The sequence below is a fragment of the Paraprevotella clara YIT 11840 genome, from assembly GCF_000233955.1.
GTDB classification, from domain to species: Bacteria; Bacteroidota; Bacteroidia; order Bacteroidales; family Bacteroidaceae; genus Paraprevotella; species Paraprevotella clara.
The window spans coordinates 137,241-157,869 of sequence record NZ_JH376642.1; the positions used below are offsets into that span (position 1 = coordinate 137,241).

General features: G+C 50.9%; 9 protein-coding genes. 3 read left to right on the forward strand and 6 right to left on the reverse strand.

Annotation, left to right across the window (positions count from 1 at the left end; genetic code table 11):
- Positions 1–21 precede the first annotated feature (21 nt).
- On the forward strand, positions 22–2,499 hold the full coding sequence (locus tag HMPREF9441_RS15835) for an alpha-L-arabinofuranosidase C-terminal domain-containing protein (protein ID WP_039865557.1): 2,478 nt from the start codon (positions 22–24) through the stop codon (positions 2,497–2,499).
- Positions 2,500–3,163: 664 nt separating this feature from the next.
- Here the strand turns inward: HMPREF9441_RS15835 and HMPREF9441_RS15840 are convergent.
- Positions 3,164–3,685: a sigma-70 family RNA polymerase sigma factor gene (locus tag HMPREF9441_RS15840; protein WP_008622883.1), complete on the reverse strand. Its 522-nt coding sequence runs from the start codon at positions 3,683–3,685 to the stop codon at positions 3,164–3,166.
- 62 nt (positions 3,686–3,747) lie between these two features.
- On the reverse strand, positions 3,748–7,860 hold the full coding sequence (locus HMPREF9441_RS15845; RefSeq protein WP_244949815.1) for a hybrid sensor histidine kinase/response regulator transcription factor: 4,113 nt from the start codon (positions 7,858–7,860) through the stop codon (positions 3,748–3,750).
- 267 nt (positions 7,861–8,127) lie between these two features.
- Here HMPREF9441_RS15845 and HMPREF9441_RS15850 point away from each other — a divergent pair, with 267 nt between their 5' ends.
- Entirely contained in the window at positions 8,128–10,965 is a 2,838-nt protein-coding gene (locus HMPREF9441_RS15850; RefSeq protein ID WP_008622886.1) for an alginate lyase family protein, read from the forward strand.
- Between the two features lie 191 nt (positions 10,966–11,156).
- Here the strand turns inward: HMPREF9441_RS15850 and ppdK are convergent, their stop codons facing one another.
- A complete protein-coding gene (gene ppdK / locus HMPREF9441_RS15855) occupies positions 11,157–13,877 on the reverse strand; it encodes a pyruvate, phosphate dikinase (protein ID WP_008622887.1) in 2,721 nt (906 codons plus the stop codon).
- Positions 13,878–14,033: 156 nt separating this feature from the next.
- Here ppdK and rlmD point away from each other — a divergent pair, with 156 nt between their 5' ends.
- The gene (gene rlmD / locus HMPREF9441_RS15860; protein WP_039865523.1) at positions 14,034–15,455 is read left to right on the forward strand and encodes a 23S rRNA (uracil(1939)-C(5))-methyltransferase RlmD; all 1,422 of its coding nucleotides are present in this window, start codon (positions 14,034–14,036) and stop codon (positions 15,453–15,455) included.
- 79 nt (positions 15,456–15,534) lie between these two features.
- Here the strand turns inward: rlmD and HMPREF9441_RS15865 are convergent, their stop codons facing one another.
- The 3 genes from HMPREF9441_RS15865 to HMPREF9441_RS15880 all read right to left on the reverse strand — a co-directional run bounded on the left by HMPREF9441_RS15865 (position 15,535) and on the right by HMPREF9441_RS15880 (position 20,629).
- Positions 15,535–16,650 (reverse strand): acyltransferase family protein, encoded by a 1,116-nt coding sequence (locus HMPREF9441_RS15865; protein WP_008622889.1) that lies wholly within the window; start codon positions 16,648–16,650, stop codon positions 15,535–15,537.
- 1,035 nt (positions 16,651–17,685) lie between these two features.
- On the reverse strand, positions 17,686–18,498 hold the full coding sequence (locus HMPREF9441_RS15875; RefSeq protein ID WP_008622894.1) for a Cof-type HAD-IIB family hydrolase: 813 nt from the start codon (positions 18,496–18,498) through the stop codon (positions 17,686–17,688).
- Between the two features lie 7 nt (positions 18,499–18,505).
- Entirely contained in the window at positions 18,506–20,629 is a 2,124-nt protein-coding gene (locus HMPREF9441_RS15880; RefSeq protein ID WP_039865526.1) for a Tex family protein, read from the reverse strand.

Genomic DNA, 20,629 nt, shown 5'->3' on the forward strand with positions numbered 1-20,629 from the left:
ATGAATATCCTGAAACCTTTTATGGCACTTTGCCTCATGCAGGCTTTGCCATGTGCCGTACGGGCGGCACAACCCGATTCCGTTTATGTCTTCCCTTATCCCACGACCAACGACCACGGACGGCGCGGCATGCAGTTCGTCTGGAGCGCGGACGGGGAGCACTGGCAGGACGTGGCGGAAGGAATGGTCATTATGCGGTGCGACTTCGGTGCTTGGAAATACATGTACAGGCCGCGCCTGATACAAGACCGGCAGGACGGAAGGTTGCACTGTTTCTGGGACTTGGACCCGGAAGGCAGCGCGATAGGCTATGCTTCGTCCACCGACCTGATAAAATGGACACCCCAAGAATATTTCATGGCCACGGAACAAGGCAAGTTTGCCGTGAAAGACGGCCGTATGCCAGTGGTTGACACGGTGCAAGTCGGCGACAAGACGATTGCGGGATATGCCCTGAAAGTGCCTTACCGTATGGTTGAGGGGCTGGAACGCCATGGCATATACCGTTCCGCCCTCAATGCCCAAAGGGGCGAGCGTGCCGAGCACGACGCGGCCCGGTTTGCCGGACTGCAAACGGTCAATGCACGGATTACCGTGGACGAAGGCCGGGCGAAACCCATCAGTGACAACCTGATTGGCGTGTTTTTTGAAGACTTGAATTACGCAGCCGACGGCGGACTGTATGCCGAACTGGTGCAGAACCGGGATTTCGAATACTCCGAAGCCGACGGCAACAAGGACCGGAACTGGAACAGCCGCTATGCGTGGAGCGTGGAGGGCGAGGGCATGGCATTCGACGTGTCCACGGAACAGCCCGTCCATCCCAACAATCCCCATTACGCCGTGCTCGACGTGGCGCAGCCCGGCGGCGGCTTCACGAATACGGGATTCGACGGCATCGCGGTGAAGGAAGGCGAGAAGTACGACTTTTCGCTTTTCACCCGTACGCCGGACGGCAAGGGAGGCGGAAAAGCCGTGGTACGTCTGGTCGACCCGCAGGGAAAGACCGTGGCCGAGACCACCGTCACACTGTCCTCGAAAACATGGAAGAAACGGGAAGCCGTGCTGAAAGCCACGGCCACCGTGGCTCAGGCCCGGCTCGTCATTATCCCGCAGTCTGCCGGACGGTATGCCCTCGACATGATTTCACTGTTCCCGCAAAAGACGTTCAAGGGACGGAAGAACGGGCTTCGCGCCGACCTGGCGCAGGCCATTGCCGACATCCGTCCGCGTTTCGTCCGCTTCCCCGGCGGATGTCTGGCCCATGGGGACGGGGTGGACAACATCTATCATTGGAAAGAGACCATCGGCCCGTTGGAAGCCCGAAAACCGGCGGCCAACATCTGGCGTTACCACCAGACGCGCGGTTTGGGCTACTTCGAGTATTTCCAATTCTGCGAGGACATCGGTGCCGAACCGCTGCCGGTCGTGGCCGCAGGCGTGCCTTGCCAGAACTCCGGTATCGGAGGCCCGAGCCATCACTCTAAAGATATTGTGACAAGCCTTGGGCAACAGGGCGGCATCCCGATGGAGGAGATGGGGCAGTACATACAGGACGTGCTCGACCTGATTGAATATGCCAACGGTGATGCCAAAACCACACGGTGGGGACGCGAACGGGCCAAGGCCGGACATCCCGAACCGTTCAACCTGAAATACATCGGACTGGGCAACGAAGACCTCATCAGCCGCGTGTTCACGGAACGGTTTACGATGATTTATGAAGCCATCCAGGCCAAATATCCCGACATCGTAGTCATCGGCACGACGGGGCCGTTCAGCGAGGGGACAGACTATGAAGAAGGATGGGCTTTGGCCGACCGTTTGAAACTACCCATGGTGGACGAGCATAATTACAACACGCCGGGATGGTTCATTTACAACCAAGATTACTACGACCATTATGACCGACATAAGTCCAAGGTCTACTTGGGGGAATATGCGGCCCATGCCCCGGGACGTCCGAGCAATATCGAGACGGGATTGGCAGCGGCTTTGTTCCTGACTTCGGTAGAGCGCAACGGCGATGTGGTGAGCATGACATCATACGCTCCGCTCTTGGCCAAGGAAGGGCATACGCAATGGAGGCCGGATTTGATTTACTTCAACAACACGGAAGTGAAAGCCACTGTGGATTATTACGTGCAGCAAATGTACGGGCAGCATGCCGGAAATAAGTACCTGCCCTCTACGCTGACGGTGGATAACCGGCGGCATGATGTGCGTAGCCGCGTGGGCGTTTCCGTGGTGAAAGACGGCGAAAGCGGTGACCTTATCGTGAAATTGGTGAACCTGCTCCCGGTGGCGGTCAAAACGGATGTGGAAATCCCGTCGTTAGCCGGACATCAAGCCGTAGGGCAGAAGACCGTCCTTTCGGGTCGCCCGTCCGACACGAATGCCGTACCGGTGGAAAGCGCAATGGAAATAGGGGAGAAGTTCCCCTATGAAATGCCGGCCTATTCCTTCACGGTTATCAGGATAAAACGCGAATGTAAGTAGATGTCTCGATAACGAAAGGGATAAGACAGAAGAACAAAAGGACAAAAGGCTGCGCAAGCCAAAATATTTTGTCCTTTTGTTCTTCTGTCTCATTTTATCGTTTTGTCAATCTGTCAATCCCACCCTCACGAGAATCGCGTATTTGCCCTTTGGTCCGAAGCCGGAAATAAATAAGGCATTCTCGCGAGGGCGGGATTTTAACTTACTGTAAGCATAGACTTGTTTTTACTTTCTTTTCGCCCGGCAGCAAGGAATGAGATGCGGAAGGAAGCGGTCGGCCTGTCAGCCGGACGCGAATATCTGGAACACTTTGATTCCGTTTTTGCGAAACGGATTTTCTTCAGATAGCGTCTGAAGCCCCCCTCAAAGGGCCTTTTCCTGCCTCTTTCAGCCTCCGGATTCCCCTTTCGGAAGAGTTTGGGCGCACAACATGCTGAGAATGAAAAATCGCTTTCAGCCGAACGATTTACCGTTCGGCTGAGAAAAATACACGAATATGCAGGATTTATGCCATAATATTGCATTTATACCGTATAAATATACAGAGAAAAGCCCTAAAAAGCCCTTTTTCCCTTTTTCTTGAAATACTGAGATTCCGGAAAAACTGTCTTTTTGACAGCTTAAAGTCCTTTAAAACGTACAAATGTAAGTCCCTCCAAACGCTTCACCCATATCTGAAGTATTCCTTTTGCAACTGCGTCTTAATATCCTTGCGTGCCAATAAGATATGCTGTTCCACGGTACGCTTTGAAACAGACAATTCACGGGCGATCTCGGAAGGGGTGAGGTTTTCAAAAAAGGACAGGCAATACGCCTTGCGCCGCTTTTCCGGCAGGGCAAACACCAAACGGTCGAACATCAGTTTCAATTCCTTGAAAGAGACTTTTTCCTCCGTCGTGTCTTGCAAGGTCTCCTGCGTGTAAAACAGTTCGCCCCACACGTCATTCTCCTTGCGGTATCTTCGTTGGCGGTCGGCCATCAGGTTACGTGCCACTTTGTAAGCCAAGGACACCACAGCCTCCGGACTTATGAAATCCTTATGCTTCCACAGTCTCTCAAACACATCCTGCACCACGTCTTCCGCCTCGTCGGGACGATCGATGCGGGATGCGATATAATGCTTCAAAGCCTCCTTTTGCCGTACGTAACACGCGGCCAGTCCTTTTTCGTCGTTTCTTACTTCCATGGCACATCGTTTGATTTCTACCACAAAAGTAGCCTAAAGGCAGGCGACGGAATGGGATGATTTCAGCCGATTGTTACGTCATTTTGCGCCTTTCCTTCTTTTTCCCTGAACTGTGTCGGTGTCATGCCGAACTCTTCCTTGAAATGCAGGTTGAAATACTTGATGGTGTTGAATCCCGTGAGGTCCGCTATTTCGTTCACGCTGCATGTGGTGGCCTTCAGCAACTGGGCTGCCCGTTTCAACCGGATGGAACGGATGAACTGCAAGGGCGTGACGTTGACAATGGCCTGCATTTTGCGGTTCAACTGGGTCTTGCTCATCCCCACGTCCAAGCTCAGGTCGCCCACGGAATATTCCGGATTGCTGATGTTCTTCTTGACGGATTCCAAGGCTTTTTCCATCAGCTTCTCGTCTATCGAAGTCGTGGTGATGGCCTCGAAAGACACGTCGATGGACTTGCGGAACATCTTTTGCCGCCGTTCTTTCTGCTCGATGAGTTGGCGGATGCGCACTTGCAGCATTTCCCAGTTGAACGGTTTCGAGATATAAGAATCCGCTCCTGCTTCGTATCCCCCGATGCGCGAATCGTCGGAACTGCGGGCCGTAAGCAGGATGAACGGGATATGTGAGGTCTGTATGTCGCCTTTCAGCCTGCGGCACAGTTCCATGCCGTCCATGCGGGGCATCATCAGGTCGGACACAATCAAGTCCGGCAACTCCGTCCGTGCCGCCTGTTCGCCCTCCACGCCGTCTCGCGCTTCCACCACACAAAAGTCCTTTTGCAGTTGCTCCATCAGGAAATGACGGAATTCGTCGTGGTCCTCCACCACCAGAATCTTCTTCCGTCCCGTCTCCGTGGGCGGCATGTCGTGGATTTCGCTCTCTTCGTCCCGGTATTCCGCCTTTTCTTCTGCCGCAGGTGCCGTCCCTCCGCCATGCAGGTCGGTCGGGATATACAGGGTGAAGGCCGTGCCTTCTCCCGTCCGGCTTTCCACCGTGACCTTTCCTTCATGCAGCTTGGCGTACTCGCGCACCAGATGGAGACCTATACCGCTGCCTTGCCCGGCCGGTTGTCCCTCCGTGGCTGTCTGATAAAAACGGTCGAAAACGAAGGGCAAATCCTTTTCCGCAATGCCGCATCCGGTGTCTTCCACCCTGACCGCCGCATACGGCCGTCCGTCTTCCGATACCTTCTCCAGCGTGACCCGTACCTGCCCGTGCGCGGAGGTGAATTTGAAGGCATTGGAAAGCAGGTTGTTGAGCATCTTATACATCTTGTCGGAATCGTAATTCATGAAAAGACGTTCCACCTTAGGCTCGAAGGAAAGTTCTATCTCACGGCTTGCCGCCAAGTCGGTGAACTGCCTGACAGCTTCTTCCAAGAAAAAGACCATGTCGTTCATCTTCAACCTGAGACGCTCGCCCTTCATTTCCAATTTACGGAAATCGAGCAACTGGTTTACCAGATTGAGCAGACGGCGCGCATTATTGTAAATAGGTTCCAACTTCTTTTTCAGCTCCGGTTCGCCCGTATCGTGGATGAGTGCCCCCAAAGGCGTAAGAATCAAGGTGAGGGGAGTGCGGAACTCATGGCTGATGTTCGTGAAGAAGCGGAACTTCATCTGGTCGAGCTCTTCGCGCTGTTTCCGTTCGTTGGCTTCTTGAGCCATCCGGATTTTGAGCTGTGCCCGCCTCCGGAACCTTCTATACGACCAGACCATCAAACCGGCAGCCAGCACGACGTACACCGCGATGGCCCATGCCGTCGCCCAAAACGGTGGCGCAATGGTAATGGTTATTTCGGCCGGTGTCTTCCCCCAAATCTTGTCCCCGTTGGCGGTGTAGACCACGAATTTGTACTCGCCGGGCTGTAATCCGGTATAGGTGGCGCGTCCGCTCCCGTCGGCCACCACCTCGTTCCATTCCTTATCGTAATTCAGCAGTTTATACTTATAGTAAGTGTGCGAAGGGTTGACATAATTCAGGCCTGAAAATTCTATCATGACGAAATTCTCGTCGTGACGGAGCCGGATTTCCGACGTTCGGTCCACGGTCTGCGTCAGAATCACATGCCCGTTGTATGCCTCACTCACTTTCAACGGGTTGTTGAACAGATAGAAACGGGTGAAGACGGGATGGTTGTCGCTTCGGTCGTATCGGATTTCCGAAGGATTGAAATAATTGAATCCGTGGGCCCCGCCGAAGAACAAAAGCCCGGACCGGGTTTTCAAAGCCGCATTCTCATAAAACTTGCCGCCCTGCAACCCGTCGGTTTCCCCATAGCTCACCACGGAAAATCCTTTCCCGGCAGGGTCTTCACGAGGTGCGATTTTACAAAGTCCGTTCAGCGTGGAAGCCCATACCATTCCTTCGTTGTCCTCCAACAAGGCCGTGACGGCATTGTTGGGCAGTCCGTCAGACTCGGTCAGCACCGTGGCCTCCTTGTGGCGAGGGTCAAACACCAAGATGCCGTCTTCCGTCCCGAACCATTCCACGCCGTGGCGGTCTTTCAGCATGCAGAAATATTTGGTGTCGGCATACCGCTGTTCTTTCAGAAAAGCCGGAATCCACACGCTGTCTTTCTGCGTGTCGTAATAGTAGATGCCGCTGTTGCCCAAAGCGGCGAACGTATGGCCGTCCACCGGATAGAAGGCATGAACCACGGCGTATGAACGGAGTTCGGGATGACGGTCGTGCAACATATAGGCAATCTTTCCCGTAGCCGGATCGAAACGTCCGACCCCGCCGGTCACACTGGCCCAATAACGGCCTTCGCTGTCTTCGTACAAAGCACGGGATATGTTCTGGTTAGGGTCTTGTTCCCAATTCACCGTAGAACGGAGAAGGTTGCGAACCTGTCCGCCCTCGATGCAATAAAAACCGTGAAGGAAGGTACCCACCCATATACGTCCGCCCTTGTCCTTAAAAACGGAAAGGCAAATGTCATTCGGTTCGGCCTTGAATACTTGCTCCATCGCACCGGTAGACGGCCGGAAACGGAAGAGGCCGAAAACGCCTCCGATAAGTACAGACCCGTCGGCGTCCTCCAAAAAGCACCGGATGCTCTCGCTGGTGACGGACGAATAGCGGTTCACGGTGTGACCGAGAGAGAACTTCTGCATGCTGGGATGGTAATAACACAAGCCCTGAAAAAGGGTGCCCACCCATATACCCCCGTTCCGGTCGGAAAATACCGTATAAATATCGTTTTCCAATGTCCCTCCGTCGGTCAGTTCCAGTGCAGGAAGTGTGGTTGCCTCGAACGTCCGGGCATCGATGATGCGGAGGCCGGATTTGGACGTGCCGACCCACACATTGCCGTCCCGGTCCAAATCCATGCACGTGAAGAAGTTGGAAAGTCCGCTTATGCCGCATGCCTCCTTCCAAGTGCGTTCCATGCGATTGTAGAAGAATAGTCCGTTGTTGTACATCAGCCAGATGTTTCCCTGGGCATCCGGATGCAGGTAGATGCGGTCGGTAAGCCGGTTGATGACATGCAGGAAACGTGTCTCTTGCGACACGAACTCGGCCGAAGAGTAGTCCCAGTAGCGAATCAGTCCGCTTTCATATACAATCCAACAGAGGTTCTTGTATTGCGTCATTTCCACCGGAACGCCGTATTTCCGGGTAAATTCACTGCCGCCATCCTCTATAGTGCGCAAACGCCCCTGTTCCACGTCGTAGAAGGAGACGGTATTGTCTTCGGTCACGAACCAATAATTCTTGTAATCGTCTATAAACAGGTTCTTCAGCCGCCGGTTTATTCCCATGGAAGCCAACACCTCGGAGACGGAATAATCATATTGCCCGCTCTTCATATCGAGCAAAAGCAGGTAGCCCAACTCTTTGAGCCACATCCGTCCTTCGCGGTCGTAATACTCTTTGGGCGGACGGTCGTATGCCCAAATGTATTTACGTGTCTTGTCGTACGGGAATCGGTCGAACGTGGCACCGTTGTAAATGTTCAGAATGAAACCGGTCTTGATGGCGATGCAACCTTCTTCCGTCATCGTCAGGCTGCGGATTTGTCCGTCCGAAAGTCCGTCCGAAGCATCGATAAGGCGGAATTTGTATTGACGGTCTTGTGCGTGGAGGCACGAGGCCAACAATAGGAACAACATCGGAACGACTGTCCTTATGGCACGCTTTCCTGCTTTTCGTTTTACGGTATCCATGGCTTTTCTTTCAAATAACAAATGATGATTAGACAAAGATAGGCAATCGGCACCACCTGACGTAGGATATTTTGATTCAAAATATAGGTTGTTTTGTTGCATCGTACTGAATCGGCCGTCTTTTTCGGACATTTTCCTTTATGCCGTGGCTGAAAAGCAGCCTTCAGGCGCATTTGGTTCAGAACGACATAAAAGATGCTTTTTTTCATCCGTCCCCGTACGGTATTTACCTGCTAACTTTGCCACGGTTCATTAAAAACATTTACCATGAAGAAAAGATACTTGATAGTCATGACACTGTGCAGTTCGTTATGGCTGAATGCACAAAACTTCATCCATCCCGGCATGTTGCATACGCAGGCCGACCTGGACCGGACAAAAGCCAAGGTAGAAGCCGGCGAAGAGCCTTGGGCTTCCGCTTACAGGAAACTGCTGACCAGCCCGCATGTCAGTTTGGACTGGAAGGCTGCTCCGGTCGAGAAAATCGTACGCGGAGGCCGGACGATTTGGGAACCCGACCCGGACAATTACCAGTTGGCTTACCGGGATGCCGCCACGGCTTACCAATGTGCGTTGGTCTGGCACATATCCGGCGATAAGACGTATGCGGACAAGTCCGTCCAAATCCTTAATGCTTGGGCCAAGACCTGCAAGAAGGTGAGCGGAGACACGAATGCCTGTCTGGCATACGGGCTGTATGGCTACCAGTTTGCCAACGCTGCCGAACTGATGCGCGACTATCCGGGATGGGATGCCACGGACTTCGGACGATTCAAAGAATGGATGCTGAAAGTGTGGTACCACGGGGTAATCGGTTTCCTGCAAGGACGCAACGGGACACAAGACGACCATTATTGGTCGAATTGGGGCTTGTGCAACGTGCTGTGTGCGATGAGCATCGGTATCTTGTGCGACGATGTCTTCATCTACAACCAAGCCACGGAGTATTATAAGTATATGGAAGACCACCGTTACGGCGAGTCGCTGCATCATTTGGTCTGGAAACTTCATCCGGACGAACGCGGCCCCTTCGGCTATTTCGGGCAGATGCAGGAATCCAACCGCGACCAAGGGCATGCTGCCATGGCGCTTGCGTTGGCCGCAGACCTTTGCGGCACGGGGCGAAACCAAGGCGATGACTTTTATGCCCTGAAGGACGACCGTATCGTATGTGGGTTTGAATACGTCAACGCCTATAATTCCGGAGTGGACGACTTGCCAAACAGTCCTTATACGAATTGCGACGGGACTTTCATGAGAATGGGGGACGGAGGACGGGGAACCAACCGTCCGGCTCAAGCCCGTATCGTGAATTACTATGAAAACATACGAGGTATAGAGGTGCCTTACTCCAGAAAGATGCTCGAAATGAACGAAAACGGCATAGACGCAGGAGGTGGATTCGGCGGAGGAAACAGCGGCGGATACGACCATTTGGGTTTCAGTACCCTGATGTGTACGCTCGACCCGTTGGAGGACAAGACTAAAGTCCCCACGGTCCTGAGTGGAAAAATCGCGTATGAAGGTCGTGAAATCGACCGGCCTGACGTGAACTGTATCCCCAAAGGGGCGACCGTGACCCTGACGGCCCTATTGCCGGACGGAGAAACGGATACCGGTAAATGGGCATGGGACGATGACCCGGCATGCACTTCTTCCACACGTGACATCGTGTTGGATACTTCGCGTACCTTCCGTGTGCATTATACCAATGAAAAAGGCGTGAGCAACACGCAGTTGTTCGCCCTTCATGTGGAAGGGGAGGGATGGACCGGTAACTTTACTCCTTATTATAAAATGAACGGTACCACGGGAACAGACACGTTGATTTACGTGAAGAAATATGATGAACTGACATTTGGGATGGAGTATATTGATACTCCTGTGCGTGAATGGAAGTGGGAAAAAAGTACCAATGGGCAGAATTGGAATGCACTGAGCCACAACGAAAATCTGATGACGCTGCCGAGCGTTTCATCGAATGCTTATTACCGGGTGACAATGACCAATCAGGCCGGTGCCCGATTACAACAAACGTTCCGCGTGGAGGTGTCGGAAATAGACCCGTTCATTGCGTATGGCGACGATAAAAACTATAGCGGGACGACCTTGGCCGTGCCACGCCACACAGCCGTGTCTTTGTACGCCTCGCCGAACTCCCTGCTCGCCCAGTCAGCCAACTCCACACGCGTTTACAAGTGGATACTCGATAAAGACACCATACAAGCCGACACATTGACTTTCCACCTGAACGATTTAGGCGGAAAAGTGGCCGATCTGAACGATACTTTGTGTGTCGGAGTGTTGGACACCTGCATGGAATACACGTTGATGTTCCACCGCGTTTCACAAACAGGCTCGAAAGCCGAAACCGTTTTGCATTTCAACCTGCCGGTATATGAGACCAATACGCTCGAACCGCAAGCCAAAGACAGTTTTTATATTAAAGACCCGCAAACCGGCCGGTACTTGAGGAATACGGATGCTACGTTCACCGGTCTGGACGAAACCGACGACCGCTCTTTCTTGTGGAGGATACGTTCCATGCCACTTTATGGCGACCGTTACATGTTTGTCAGCCAAACGGATAACAATAAACATTTGTCTGACGAGGGAACACTGACTACAAAGAATGATTATTCCAAACATTCCTTCAATCTCTTCCGCAAATATTCGGATGAAGACCTGTATGCCATCGGTCTTTCTTCGACCGCAGGCTCAGGTTTTCTCGAAACCGATGCCGACGATCCAGCCTTAAGCGTAACGAAAGGAAGCGTGTTTTCGGAATTTCCTTTCGTCATAATCCGGAAAGTACAACCGGACGGCCCTGACGGCATCAAAGACTGTCGGAACGAAACAGAGTATACCGTAAATCCCATCATCAGCTATTCCTGCCACGGGCAAGAGTTGTACTTGAAGAGCAAAGAAGCCGGAATATTACGTATTTACTCGTTATCCGGCGTGCTTCTGCAAACGGAAACCTGCGAAATGGGTGACAACCACATACGTCTCCTCTCTCGGAACAAAGGGATATGTATTGGATTATACGCTACTTCTACGGGCAAACGCCAATCCATTAAAATTACAAGAAATAGCGTCATATAGAAAAATTGTTCATAAGTTGTCCGCATCAAACTGATGCGGTAGGTATGAGTTTTGCCCCTAAGGTAGAGATTGTTTTCAGATAATAACGACAAAAAACGACCGATTCCCTTATGAACATACATAAAGAAATAGACCTGTGCAATGGATGCGCAGGTCTATTTCTTTAATTATTGCAATCAAATGGATTTGAATCAATCTTCGAGAGCCGCCTGCGCCGCAGCAAGACGGGCAATAGGCACGCGGAAAGGAGAACAAGATGCATAGTCCATTCCTATTTTAGCACAGAACTTCACGGAAGAAGGTTCACCGCCATGCTCTCCGCAAATGCCGGTACGGATGTCCGGACGTACGCTGCGTCCCTTTTCCACTGCCATCTTAATGAGCTGGCCCACACCGTTCTGGTCCAACACCTGGAAAGGATCTACTGTCAGAATCTTCTTTTCCAAATATACCGGCAAGAAGCTGGCAATATCATCACGTGAGTAACCGAATGTCATCTGTGTCAAGTCGTTCGTTCCGAAAGAGAAGTACTCGGCTTCCGAAGCGATACGGTTGGCTGTCAGAGCCGCACGAGGAGTCTCTATCATAGTACCGATTTCGAATTCCACTTCGATACCTTCTTCGGCGAAAACTTCTTTAGCCGTAGCCAAAATAACTTCTTTCTGCTGTTTCAACTCATAAAGGATGCCTACCAACGGTACCATGATTTCAGGTTTCGGGTCCTTACCTTCTTTCTTCAACTCGCAGGCTGCACCCAAAATGGCACGGGTCTGCATTTCGGTAATTTCCGGGAAAGTAATCCCCAAACGGCATCCACGATGACCCAACATCGGGTTGTTCTCGGCAAGGCTTTCCACACGTTTCTGAATTTCTTCCACACTGACACCCATCTCATCGGCCATCTTCTGCTGTCCTTTCAAGTCATGGGGCACAAATTCATGGAGTGGGGGATCGAGCAAACGAATGTTCACCGGACAGCCATCCATAGCTTCCAAAATGCCTTTGAAGTCACTCTTCTGATAAGGAAGCAGTTTGGCCAAAGCTTTTTTACGGCCTTCCACACTACCAGCCAAAATCATTTCGCGCATGGCCACAATCTTTTGGTCTTCAAAGAACATGTGTTCCGTACGGGTCAAACCGATACCCTTTGCTCCGAAAGAACGAGCCACTTGCGCGTCGTGCGGTGTATCGGCATTCGTTCGTACCTGAAGCTTCGTATATTTGTCACACAAATCCATCAGTGCCTTGAAGTCACCGGATAGTTCAGCCGCTTTCGTCGGTATCTCTCCTGCATAAACTTGTCCCGTAGAACCGTTCAAAGAGATGTAATCGCCTTCTTTATATACAACGCCTTCGATCTCCACTGTCTTGTTCTTGTAGTTCACATTGATGGCACCGGCACCGGACACACAACATTTACCCATACCACGAGCCACTACGGCCGCATGGGAAGTCATACCTCCACGAGCGGTAAGGATACCTTCGGCTGCCGACATACCGGCCAAATCTTCGGGAGAGGTCTCGATACGTACCATAACCACCCGATGGCCGTCCTCACGCCATTTCTGGGCATCATCTGCGTGGAACACGATTTGTCCGCAAGCCGCCCCCGGAGACGCCGGCAACCCTTGGGTAATCACCTTGGCTTTCTTCAACGCATCTTTGTCAAACACGGGGTGGAGAAGCTCATCCAATTTTTGAGGCTCGCAACGTTTCAATGCTGTCTTCTCGTCTATCAATCCTTCACGCACCAAGTCCATGGCGATTTTCACCATAGCTGTACCGGTACGTTTACCGTTGCGCGTCTGCAAGAACCAAAGTTTGCCATCCTGAACTGTAAACTCCATATCCTGCATATCGCGATAGTGGTTTTCCAATTTAGTCTGAATGGCATCGAGCTCTTTATAAATCTCAGGCATAGCCTCTTCCATCGAAGGATATTTGGCGGCACGTTCTTCCTCCGAGATACCTTGCAGGGCAGCCCAACGGCGTGAACCCTCTACCGTGATTTGTTGGGGTGTACGGATTCCGGCCACAACGTCCTCACCTTGGGCATTCACAAGGTACTCGCCGTTGAACAGGTTCTCGCCAGTTGCGGCATCGCGGCTAAAACAAACACCCGTAGCCGACGTTTCGCCCATATTGCCGAATACCATGGCCATGACAGAAACCGCCGTACCCCATTCATCGGGTATGCCCTCCATCTTACGGTAAAGAATAGCACGTTCGTTCATCCAACTGCGGAATACGGCGCAGATGGCTCCCCAGAGTTGCTCCATCGGGTCGGTAGGGAAGTCATTTCCGGTCTGTTCCTTGATGGCTTTCTTGAAACGGGCCACCAAATCTTTCAACTCATCCACCGACAAATCCTTGTCCAACTCTATCCCGCGAATGGCTTTCACTTCGTCTATGATGGCTTCGAACGGATCGATATCTTCCTTATTCACCGGTTTCATTCCCAGCACCACGTCGCCGTACATCTGAACAAAGCGGCGGTAAGAATCGTACACGAAATGAGGATTACCCGTCTTACGTACCATTCCTTCGGCTACTTCATCATTCAAACCTAAGTTAAGAATGGTATCCATCATACCCGGCATGGAAGCCCGGGCACCGGAACGAACCGAGACCAACAACGGATTCTCAGTACTTCCGAACTTACTGTTCATCAAGTTTTCTACATGGGCCACCGCAGCATTGACCTCAGCTTGAAGTATTTCTACGATTTTCTCTTGCCCCACTTCATAGTATTCGTTGCAAACATCTGTTGCAATGGTAAAACCGGGAGGTACAGGTATACCGATAAGATTCATTTCGGCGAGATTAGCACCTTTGCCACCAAGTCTTTCTCTCATCTGGGCATTGCCCTCAGCCTGCCCGTTACCAAAAGTATAAACTCTTTTTTCACTCATTTTTCAAAGCTTGTTTTTGAATTAGTTAACAAAATGAATTAATGCAAAACTACTCAAAAAAAATGGGCTGCAAAAGGAAAAACGAGAAAAAATGCAAAAAAAATGCTACTTTTGTCCCCTGAAATCAAAATAAAAAACAGAATAAACTCATCGGATATGACCCGAAAAAGAAAAGAATTCCCTATATTAGAGAATATTACAATTACGGATGTGGCAGCAGAGGGCAAAGCCCTGGCCCGGGTGGACGACATGGTGGTTTTCGTTCCCTTTGTCGTTCCCGGCGATGTGGTCGACTTGAAAATCCAGAAGAAAAAACATCATTATTGCGAAGCGACAGCCGTGAAGTTCCACCAATATTCTCCCCTTCGGGCCGTACCTTTCTGCCCGCATTTCGGAGTTTGCGGCGGTTGCAAGTGGCAATGTCTCCCATACGAAGAGCAGCTCAAATACAAGCAACAGCAAGTTCTGGACAACCTTACACGTATCGGCAAGGTGGAACTCGACGGCATACAGCCGATATTGGGTTCCGTGAAAACGGAAGAATACCGAAACAAGCTGGAATTCGGTTTTTCAAACAAGAGATGGCTTACACCGGAAGAAATCGCATCCGGAAACGCATATACGCAGAACGGAGCCGTAGGATTCCACACCAGCGGTTCGTTCGACAAGATTTTACCCATCGAACAATGTCGTCTGATGGATGATATCAATAACCGTATCCGTAACGCCATCCGTGACTACGGGTACGAGCACCAGTTGACATTCCACGATCAGCGGGAACATGCCGGACTATTGCGCAACATGATGATCCGTAACTCCAATACGGGCGAACTGATGCTTCTTATGCAGTTCTGCATCACCGACGATACGGAAAAAGCGCAAGCCGAGGCATTGATGGGTTATCTGGCCGAAACATTCCCGGAGATTACCTCTTTATTATATGTAAACAACCTCAAATACAATGATACGATAGGCGATTTGGACGTCATCACGTTTAGGGGAAACGACCACATTTACCTGCAAATGGAAAATCTGAGGTTCAAAGTCGGTCCGAAAAGTTTCTACCAGACCAATACCGATCAGGCGTATGAATTATATAAGGTAGCGCGGGACTTTGCAGGCCTCACCGGTACGGAACTGGTTTACGACTTGTATACCGGAACCGGAACCATTGCCAATTTCGTGGCCGGGAAAGCCCGGAAGGTCATCGGAATAGAGTATGTGCCCGAAGCCATTGAGGATGCCAAAATCAATTCACAAATCAACGGAATCGGCAATACCCTGTTTTTCGCCGGTGACATGAAGGACATCCTGAACAAGGAATTCATCACGGCACACGGCCAACCGGACGTAATCATCACGGATCCTCCAAGAGCCGGCATGCACAAAGACGTCATAGAGACTATCTTATTTGCCGCACCTCATCGCATCGTCTACGTCAGTTGCAATCCGGCCACACAGGCACGTGACCTGGCTTTGCTGGATTCTCAATACAAAATCATGGGAGTACGCCCCGTGGACATGTTCCCGCATACGCAGCACGTGGAAAACGTGGTTATGCTGGAAAGAAGAGCGTAAACACAGAAAATGCCGGAAAGGTTTCAAGTTCCAACCTTTCCGGCATTTTTTCATTATGCTGACGAAAACCGGAACAGCGTCATCGCCCTCCCGTCAACACTGCGCAAATCCGGGGTGTATATCGCCGAAGCAACTCGTAGAGTCCGAATGAGACGGCAGTAGTCAAGCAGGGCACGACGAAATAAAGTGCAACCGTATAAAAAAGACTGTCCACGAAAAATACTTTTGTGATACACCTTGCTAAGACGAGCATGAGCAAAGCGTGTAGGGCATACAGGAAGAAACTGCCATCCGACAAGAACTTGTTCACCCGGATGACACCGCGTTCCAACAAGTATGCCGTCAGCACGACCGCTGAGAATATGCCGAAAATGATGCCGATATTGTGGATATAAATACCGTATATACCCTCCACCTTTAGCATATCAGCCACCGCCCAAAGGGGATACAGCAGGGCTATCCACGTGCGGTGGCGCATCGAGGCCACCAAGTCCATACCTTTCAGACCGTAGCAGGCTCCCCACGAGAAGAAGAAAGCCGCTGTGAAGAACTGTCCCCAGTAGGTTATATTGCAAATGGAATGCAAGGCAAGCCAAACCATACCCAAAACCACAACTGCCAACCATCCAACCTTTTTGAGCATCCAATAGAATACAGGAGCCAATACGACCACGAGCATAAGGTCGCGAACATACCACAAGGGAAAATCCTGCGGATAAATGTATGACGATGCAGGTACAGGGAACACACCGCGACTTTTGTCCCAGAAACACGCCAACACCGCAGACAACGACCAGTTGGCTTGCGCTGTGTCGTGGCTTAAGCCAGAGAATGCGGGAATGTCCCGAAAAGCAGTTCTGATCAAGTAGAGCAGGTTCCATAGGATATATGGGACGAGGAGCGTGCGTACCCTTCTGCGTAACTTGTCTGTGTAAGTCCGTATCATGAAACCCGAACGGAAAAACAGGTAACCCGAGATAATGAAGAACAACGGTACGGCAATGCGCGGCAGGACTTCGCTAAACAAGTTGAACATACATACGAGCCACGTGGGGAAGTGTTCGGCGTTTCCGGTGCCACGCACGGCCAAATTATCGGAAAGAACGTTGAAATGGATGAATACGACACCTACCGTCAACGGAAACCGGAGCGCACTGATAGTGCTCGATGTTAGACTACTGATTTTTTCTTTCATAACAGATGATAGCTTTTACGCATCTGCTATCATCCGCATGGACACACAAAGAAGGCGTGAACCTTATCTGTGCGTCCACCGAGGCAGTGTAGGAAAAGGAAGCCTCCCAAGAAAACAAGACAAGTCCACGCCCTGACGGCGCAAACATTAGTCCTATCTTTCTTGGTAAGCTTCAACCTCCCACGGCAAGCTTGTCTATTATTTGCATGTTCTATTTCCTAATGAGCTTCCTACACTTTTCGGTGAACGCAATAATAGCTAATGCTTTGTTAATATTTAAATATGTCGTTTATTTTTATTTCATTCCTGATATGCTTTTTTAAAGTTCCACATGGATGGTCCGGATTCCCGCCCGACCTTGCCGGCCTGCCTTAACGGACACAAAGGGAATCCGCACAAACTGAGAACAAAATTACATAAAAAATGCGAGACCACGTGCAATGGGATGCCTTTTTCTCACCATCCATTCATTTTGGACAAATGGCAGGGAAATAAGGGTTTCGTATGCAAAAAGAAAGTTTCAAGCGTTTCTTCGGATAGGACGTGAGCCGCTGAAAAAACGGAAAAACAAGATTTCTGTTTGAGTTTAGATACGTTTCTTCACAATTTGGCCTCGTTTTTTATACGATTAAACGTTTTTTAAGTTCAAACGAGGCCGAACTTTTTTTCGTTTGGCGCAGAAAACATTTTTTATCTCCTCAAGTCGTAGTGAGGTCATCCGCATTCCGACACTTAAAACAGTTGAAAACGGCAAACGAAACAGCGCAAAACGCCTCGTTTTTTTCTATTTGGTCGGTACCTGATACTGTGGAAAGGGCGGCATGATGAAAGCTTAAACACGATTTTTGCTATCATGAACCCCGACAGGAAAGGCATAGGACAGCAGTTCTTCTTGCAGGATACAAGGAAAAGAACTGAGGAGTTGTCTTTTTGTTTCCGCCAGACCGCACGAGAATCGCTTGTTTTCGTCTTCATCTGCCTTGCCCCCGAAATATCACAATCCTACATGGGGGAAAATGGCATTTTGCCAAAATGTCAAACACAAAGCAGGAATTTCTCCACCACTGCAGCCACACCGTCCTCCTCATTCGAGAGAGTAACATAGTCGGCGGCTTCTTTTACGACATCCTGCGCATTGGCCATGGCTACTCCCAAACCTGCAAACTGAATCATGGACAAGTCGTTGAATCCGTCACCCACAGCCACCATCTCTTCCGGCTTCATGCCCAACTCGTCCAATAGGACGGCAAGACTCCGCGCCTTGTCGATACCATTGGGCACCAATTCCAGGAAAAACGGTTCGGAACGGAATACATTCATCCGCCCTTCCAAATCTTGCTTCATCTTTTGCTCCAGCACGGACAACGGTTCCGGGTCGCCCACAATCAGGCACTTCGGAACAGGGAAATCGAACACCTCCAGGAAATTCGGTACGATAATGCTGGGCATCCTGTTCAGAAAAGCCTCATGCTGCACGTACGGATTCCCCGCGTCTTCCGATACGATGTATTCGTCCTTGTAGCTCAATATTACGAAACCGTTCTTTTTCGCGCATTCATATAAATAAGGATATACTTTCGGGTCGAGTTCATTCTCATACATCATCTTCTTGGTCTTCCAATCAATGATTTGCCCTCCGTTGTAGGACAGGATATAACCCTCGAAGTCCCCGAGGCGCAGTTCTTCGGCCAACGGGACGATGCCGTAGGTGGGCCTTCCGGAAGCCAGCACGATCTTCACGCCCGCTTCCTGTGCCCGGATGAGGGTTTCCCTCGTATGCGCCGTGATTTCTTTTTTCTTATTCGTCAAAGTCCCGTCCAAATCCAGGACCAAAATCTTGTATTTCATAAATTCATCAGATTTTCAATGATAATGCAATCCGTTTGCGTTCCTTGTCCACCTGCAGCACGCGCACGTTCACCTGTTGATGGAGCGAAACGACTTCGTTCGGGTCGCTCACATAGCGGTCGGCCAACTGCGAAATATGCACCAAACCTTTCTCGTGCACCCCGATGTCTACGAAACAACCGAAATTCGTAATATTGGAAATGATGCCCGGCAATACCATCCCTTCCTTCAGGTCGTCCATCGTATGCACATTGGGATCGAAAGAAAAGGCCTTTATTTTGCTGCGCGGGTCGCGCCCCGGTTTGTCCAGTTCGCTCATGATGTCGTTCAGCGTAGGAAGGCCGCAATCCTCCGTCGCATACCGTTCCAACGGAATGCTCCGCCGCAATTCCTTGTTGCGGATGAGTTCTTCCACAGAAGCCCCCGCATCCTTGGCCATCCTCTGCACCAAGGCATAACGTTCGGGATGCACGGCTGTATTGTCCAAAGGATTCTCACCTCCCGGAATGCGCAAGAAACCGGCGCACTGCTCAAAGGCTTTCGCCCCCATGCGTTTCACTTTCATCAAATCCCGCCGAGTGGGGAAGGGACCGTTTTCCGCGCGGTAGTCCACGATATTCTGTGCCAGTTGCGGCCCCAGCCCCGACACGTAAGTCAGCAGTTGGCAACTCGCGGTATTCAAGTTGACTCCCACGGCATTCACGCACGATTCTACCGTACGGTTCAGCGTTTCCCGCAGTTTCATCTGGTCCACGTCGTGCTGGTATTGTCCGACACCGATGGATTTCGGGTCTATCTTCACCAATTCCGCCAACGGGTCCATCAACCTGCGTCCGATGGAAACGGCACCGCGCACCGTCACGTCATATTCCGGGAATTCCTCACGGGCGATTTCGGAAGCCGAATAGATGGAAGCCCCGTCTTCACTCACCACGAACGCTTCTACCGGACGGTCGAAACGGACAGATTGCACGAAGCTCTCCGTCTCGCGACTGGCCGTACCGTTCCCTATGGCTATAGCCTGTATGTCGTACTGTTCCACTAATTTCTGCAACTTCCGTTGCGCCTGTGCATATTCATTGCGCGGAGGGTGGGGGTATATCGCTTCGTTATGCAACAAATTCCCTTGGGCATCCAAGCATACAACCTTGCATCCCGTACGGAATCCGGGGTCTAAACCCAACACACGTTTCTGCCCCAAAGGCGGAGCCAAAAGCAGTTGGTGAAGATTTTGCGCGAAGACCCTGATGGCCTCATCATCGGCTTTCTGTTTGGAAGCGGCTGCAAATTCCGTTTCGATGGAAGGTTTAATCAAACGCTTATAACTATCTGTCAATGCAGAAGCTACGAGTTTGCTGCATTCGCTGTTTCCTTTGACGCACAAACGGTTCAAGCTTTCCACGCAAGCCTCGTCGTCCGGCGAAATAGCCACTTTCAGGATACCTTCCGCCTCTCCGCGTCGCAAAGCCAATAAACGATGAGACGAGCATCGCTTCAATGGTTCGCTGAAATCAAAATAATCACGGTATTTTGCCCCTTCCTCCTCTTTACCTTTCACCACTTTGGAACTGATGACGGCTCCACGGCGGAACTGTTGGCGCACGGAGTTCCGACAACGTTCGTTCTCGTTGAACTGTTCGGCCAGAATATCCGAAGCCCCGGCCAAAGCCTCGTCCGCATCCTTTACTTGCCCGTTCACATAACATCCGGCCACTTCGCGTATGTGCGCCTCACGCTGCATGGCGATAATCACGGCCAAGGGTTCCAGTCCTTTCTGCCGGGCTATCTCGGCACGCGTACGACGTTTCGGTTTATAAGGCAAATAGATGTCTTCCAATTCCGTAGCGTTCCAACAAGCCTCGATTCTCCGTTTCAGTTCATCGGTCAACTTGTCTTGCGCCTCGATGGAAGCCAATATCGTTTCCTTGCGTTTGCCCGTCTCGACCAATTTGTCATACACTCTTTTGATTTCTCCGATTTGCACTTCATCCAGCCCTCCGGTCATCTCCTTACGGTAACGGCTGATAAAAGGGATGGTAGCCCCTCCCTCCAATAAATCCAAGGTGCGTGCCACTTGTCTTTCGGCAATGGAAAGGGTAGCGGCAACCATCTTGCTCAATTCCGGTTGCAT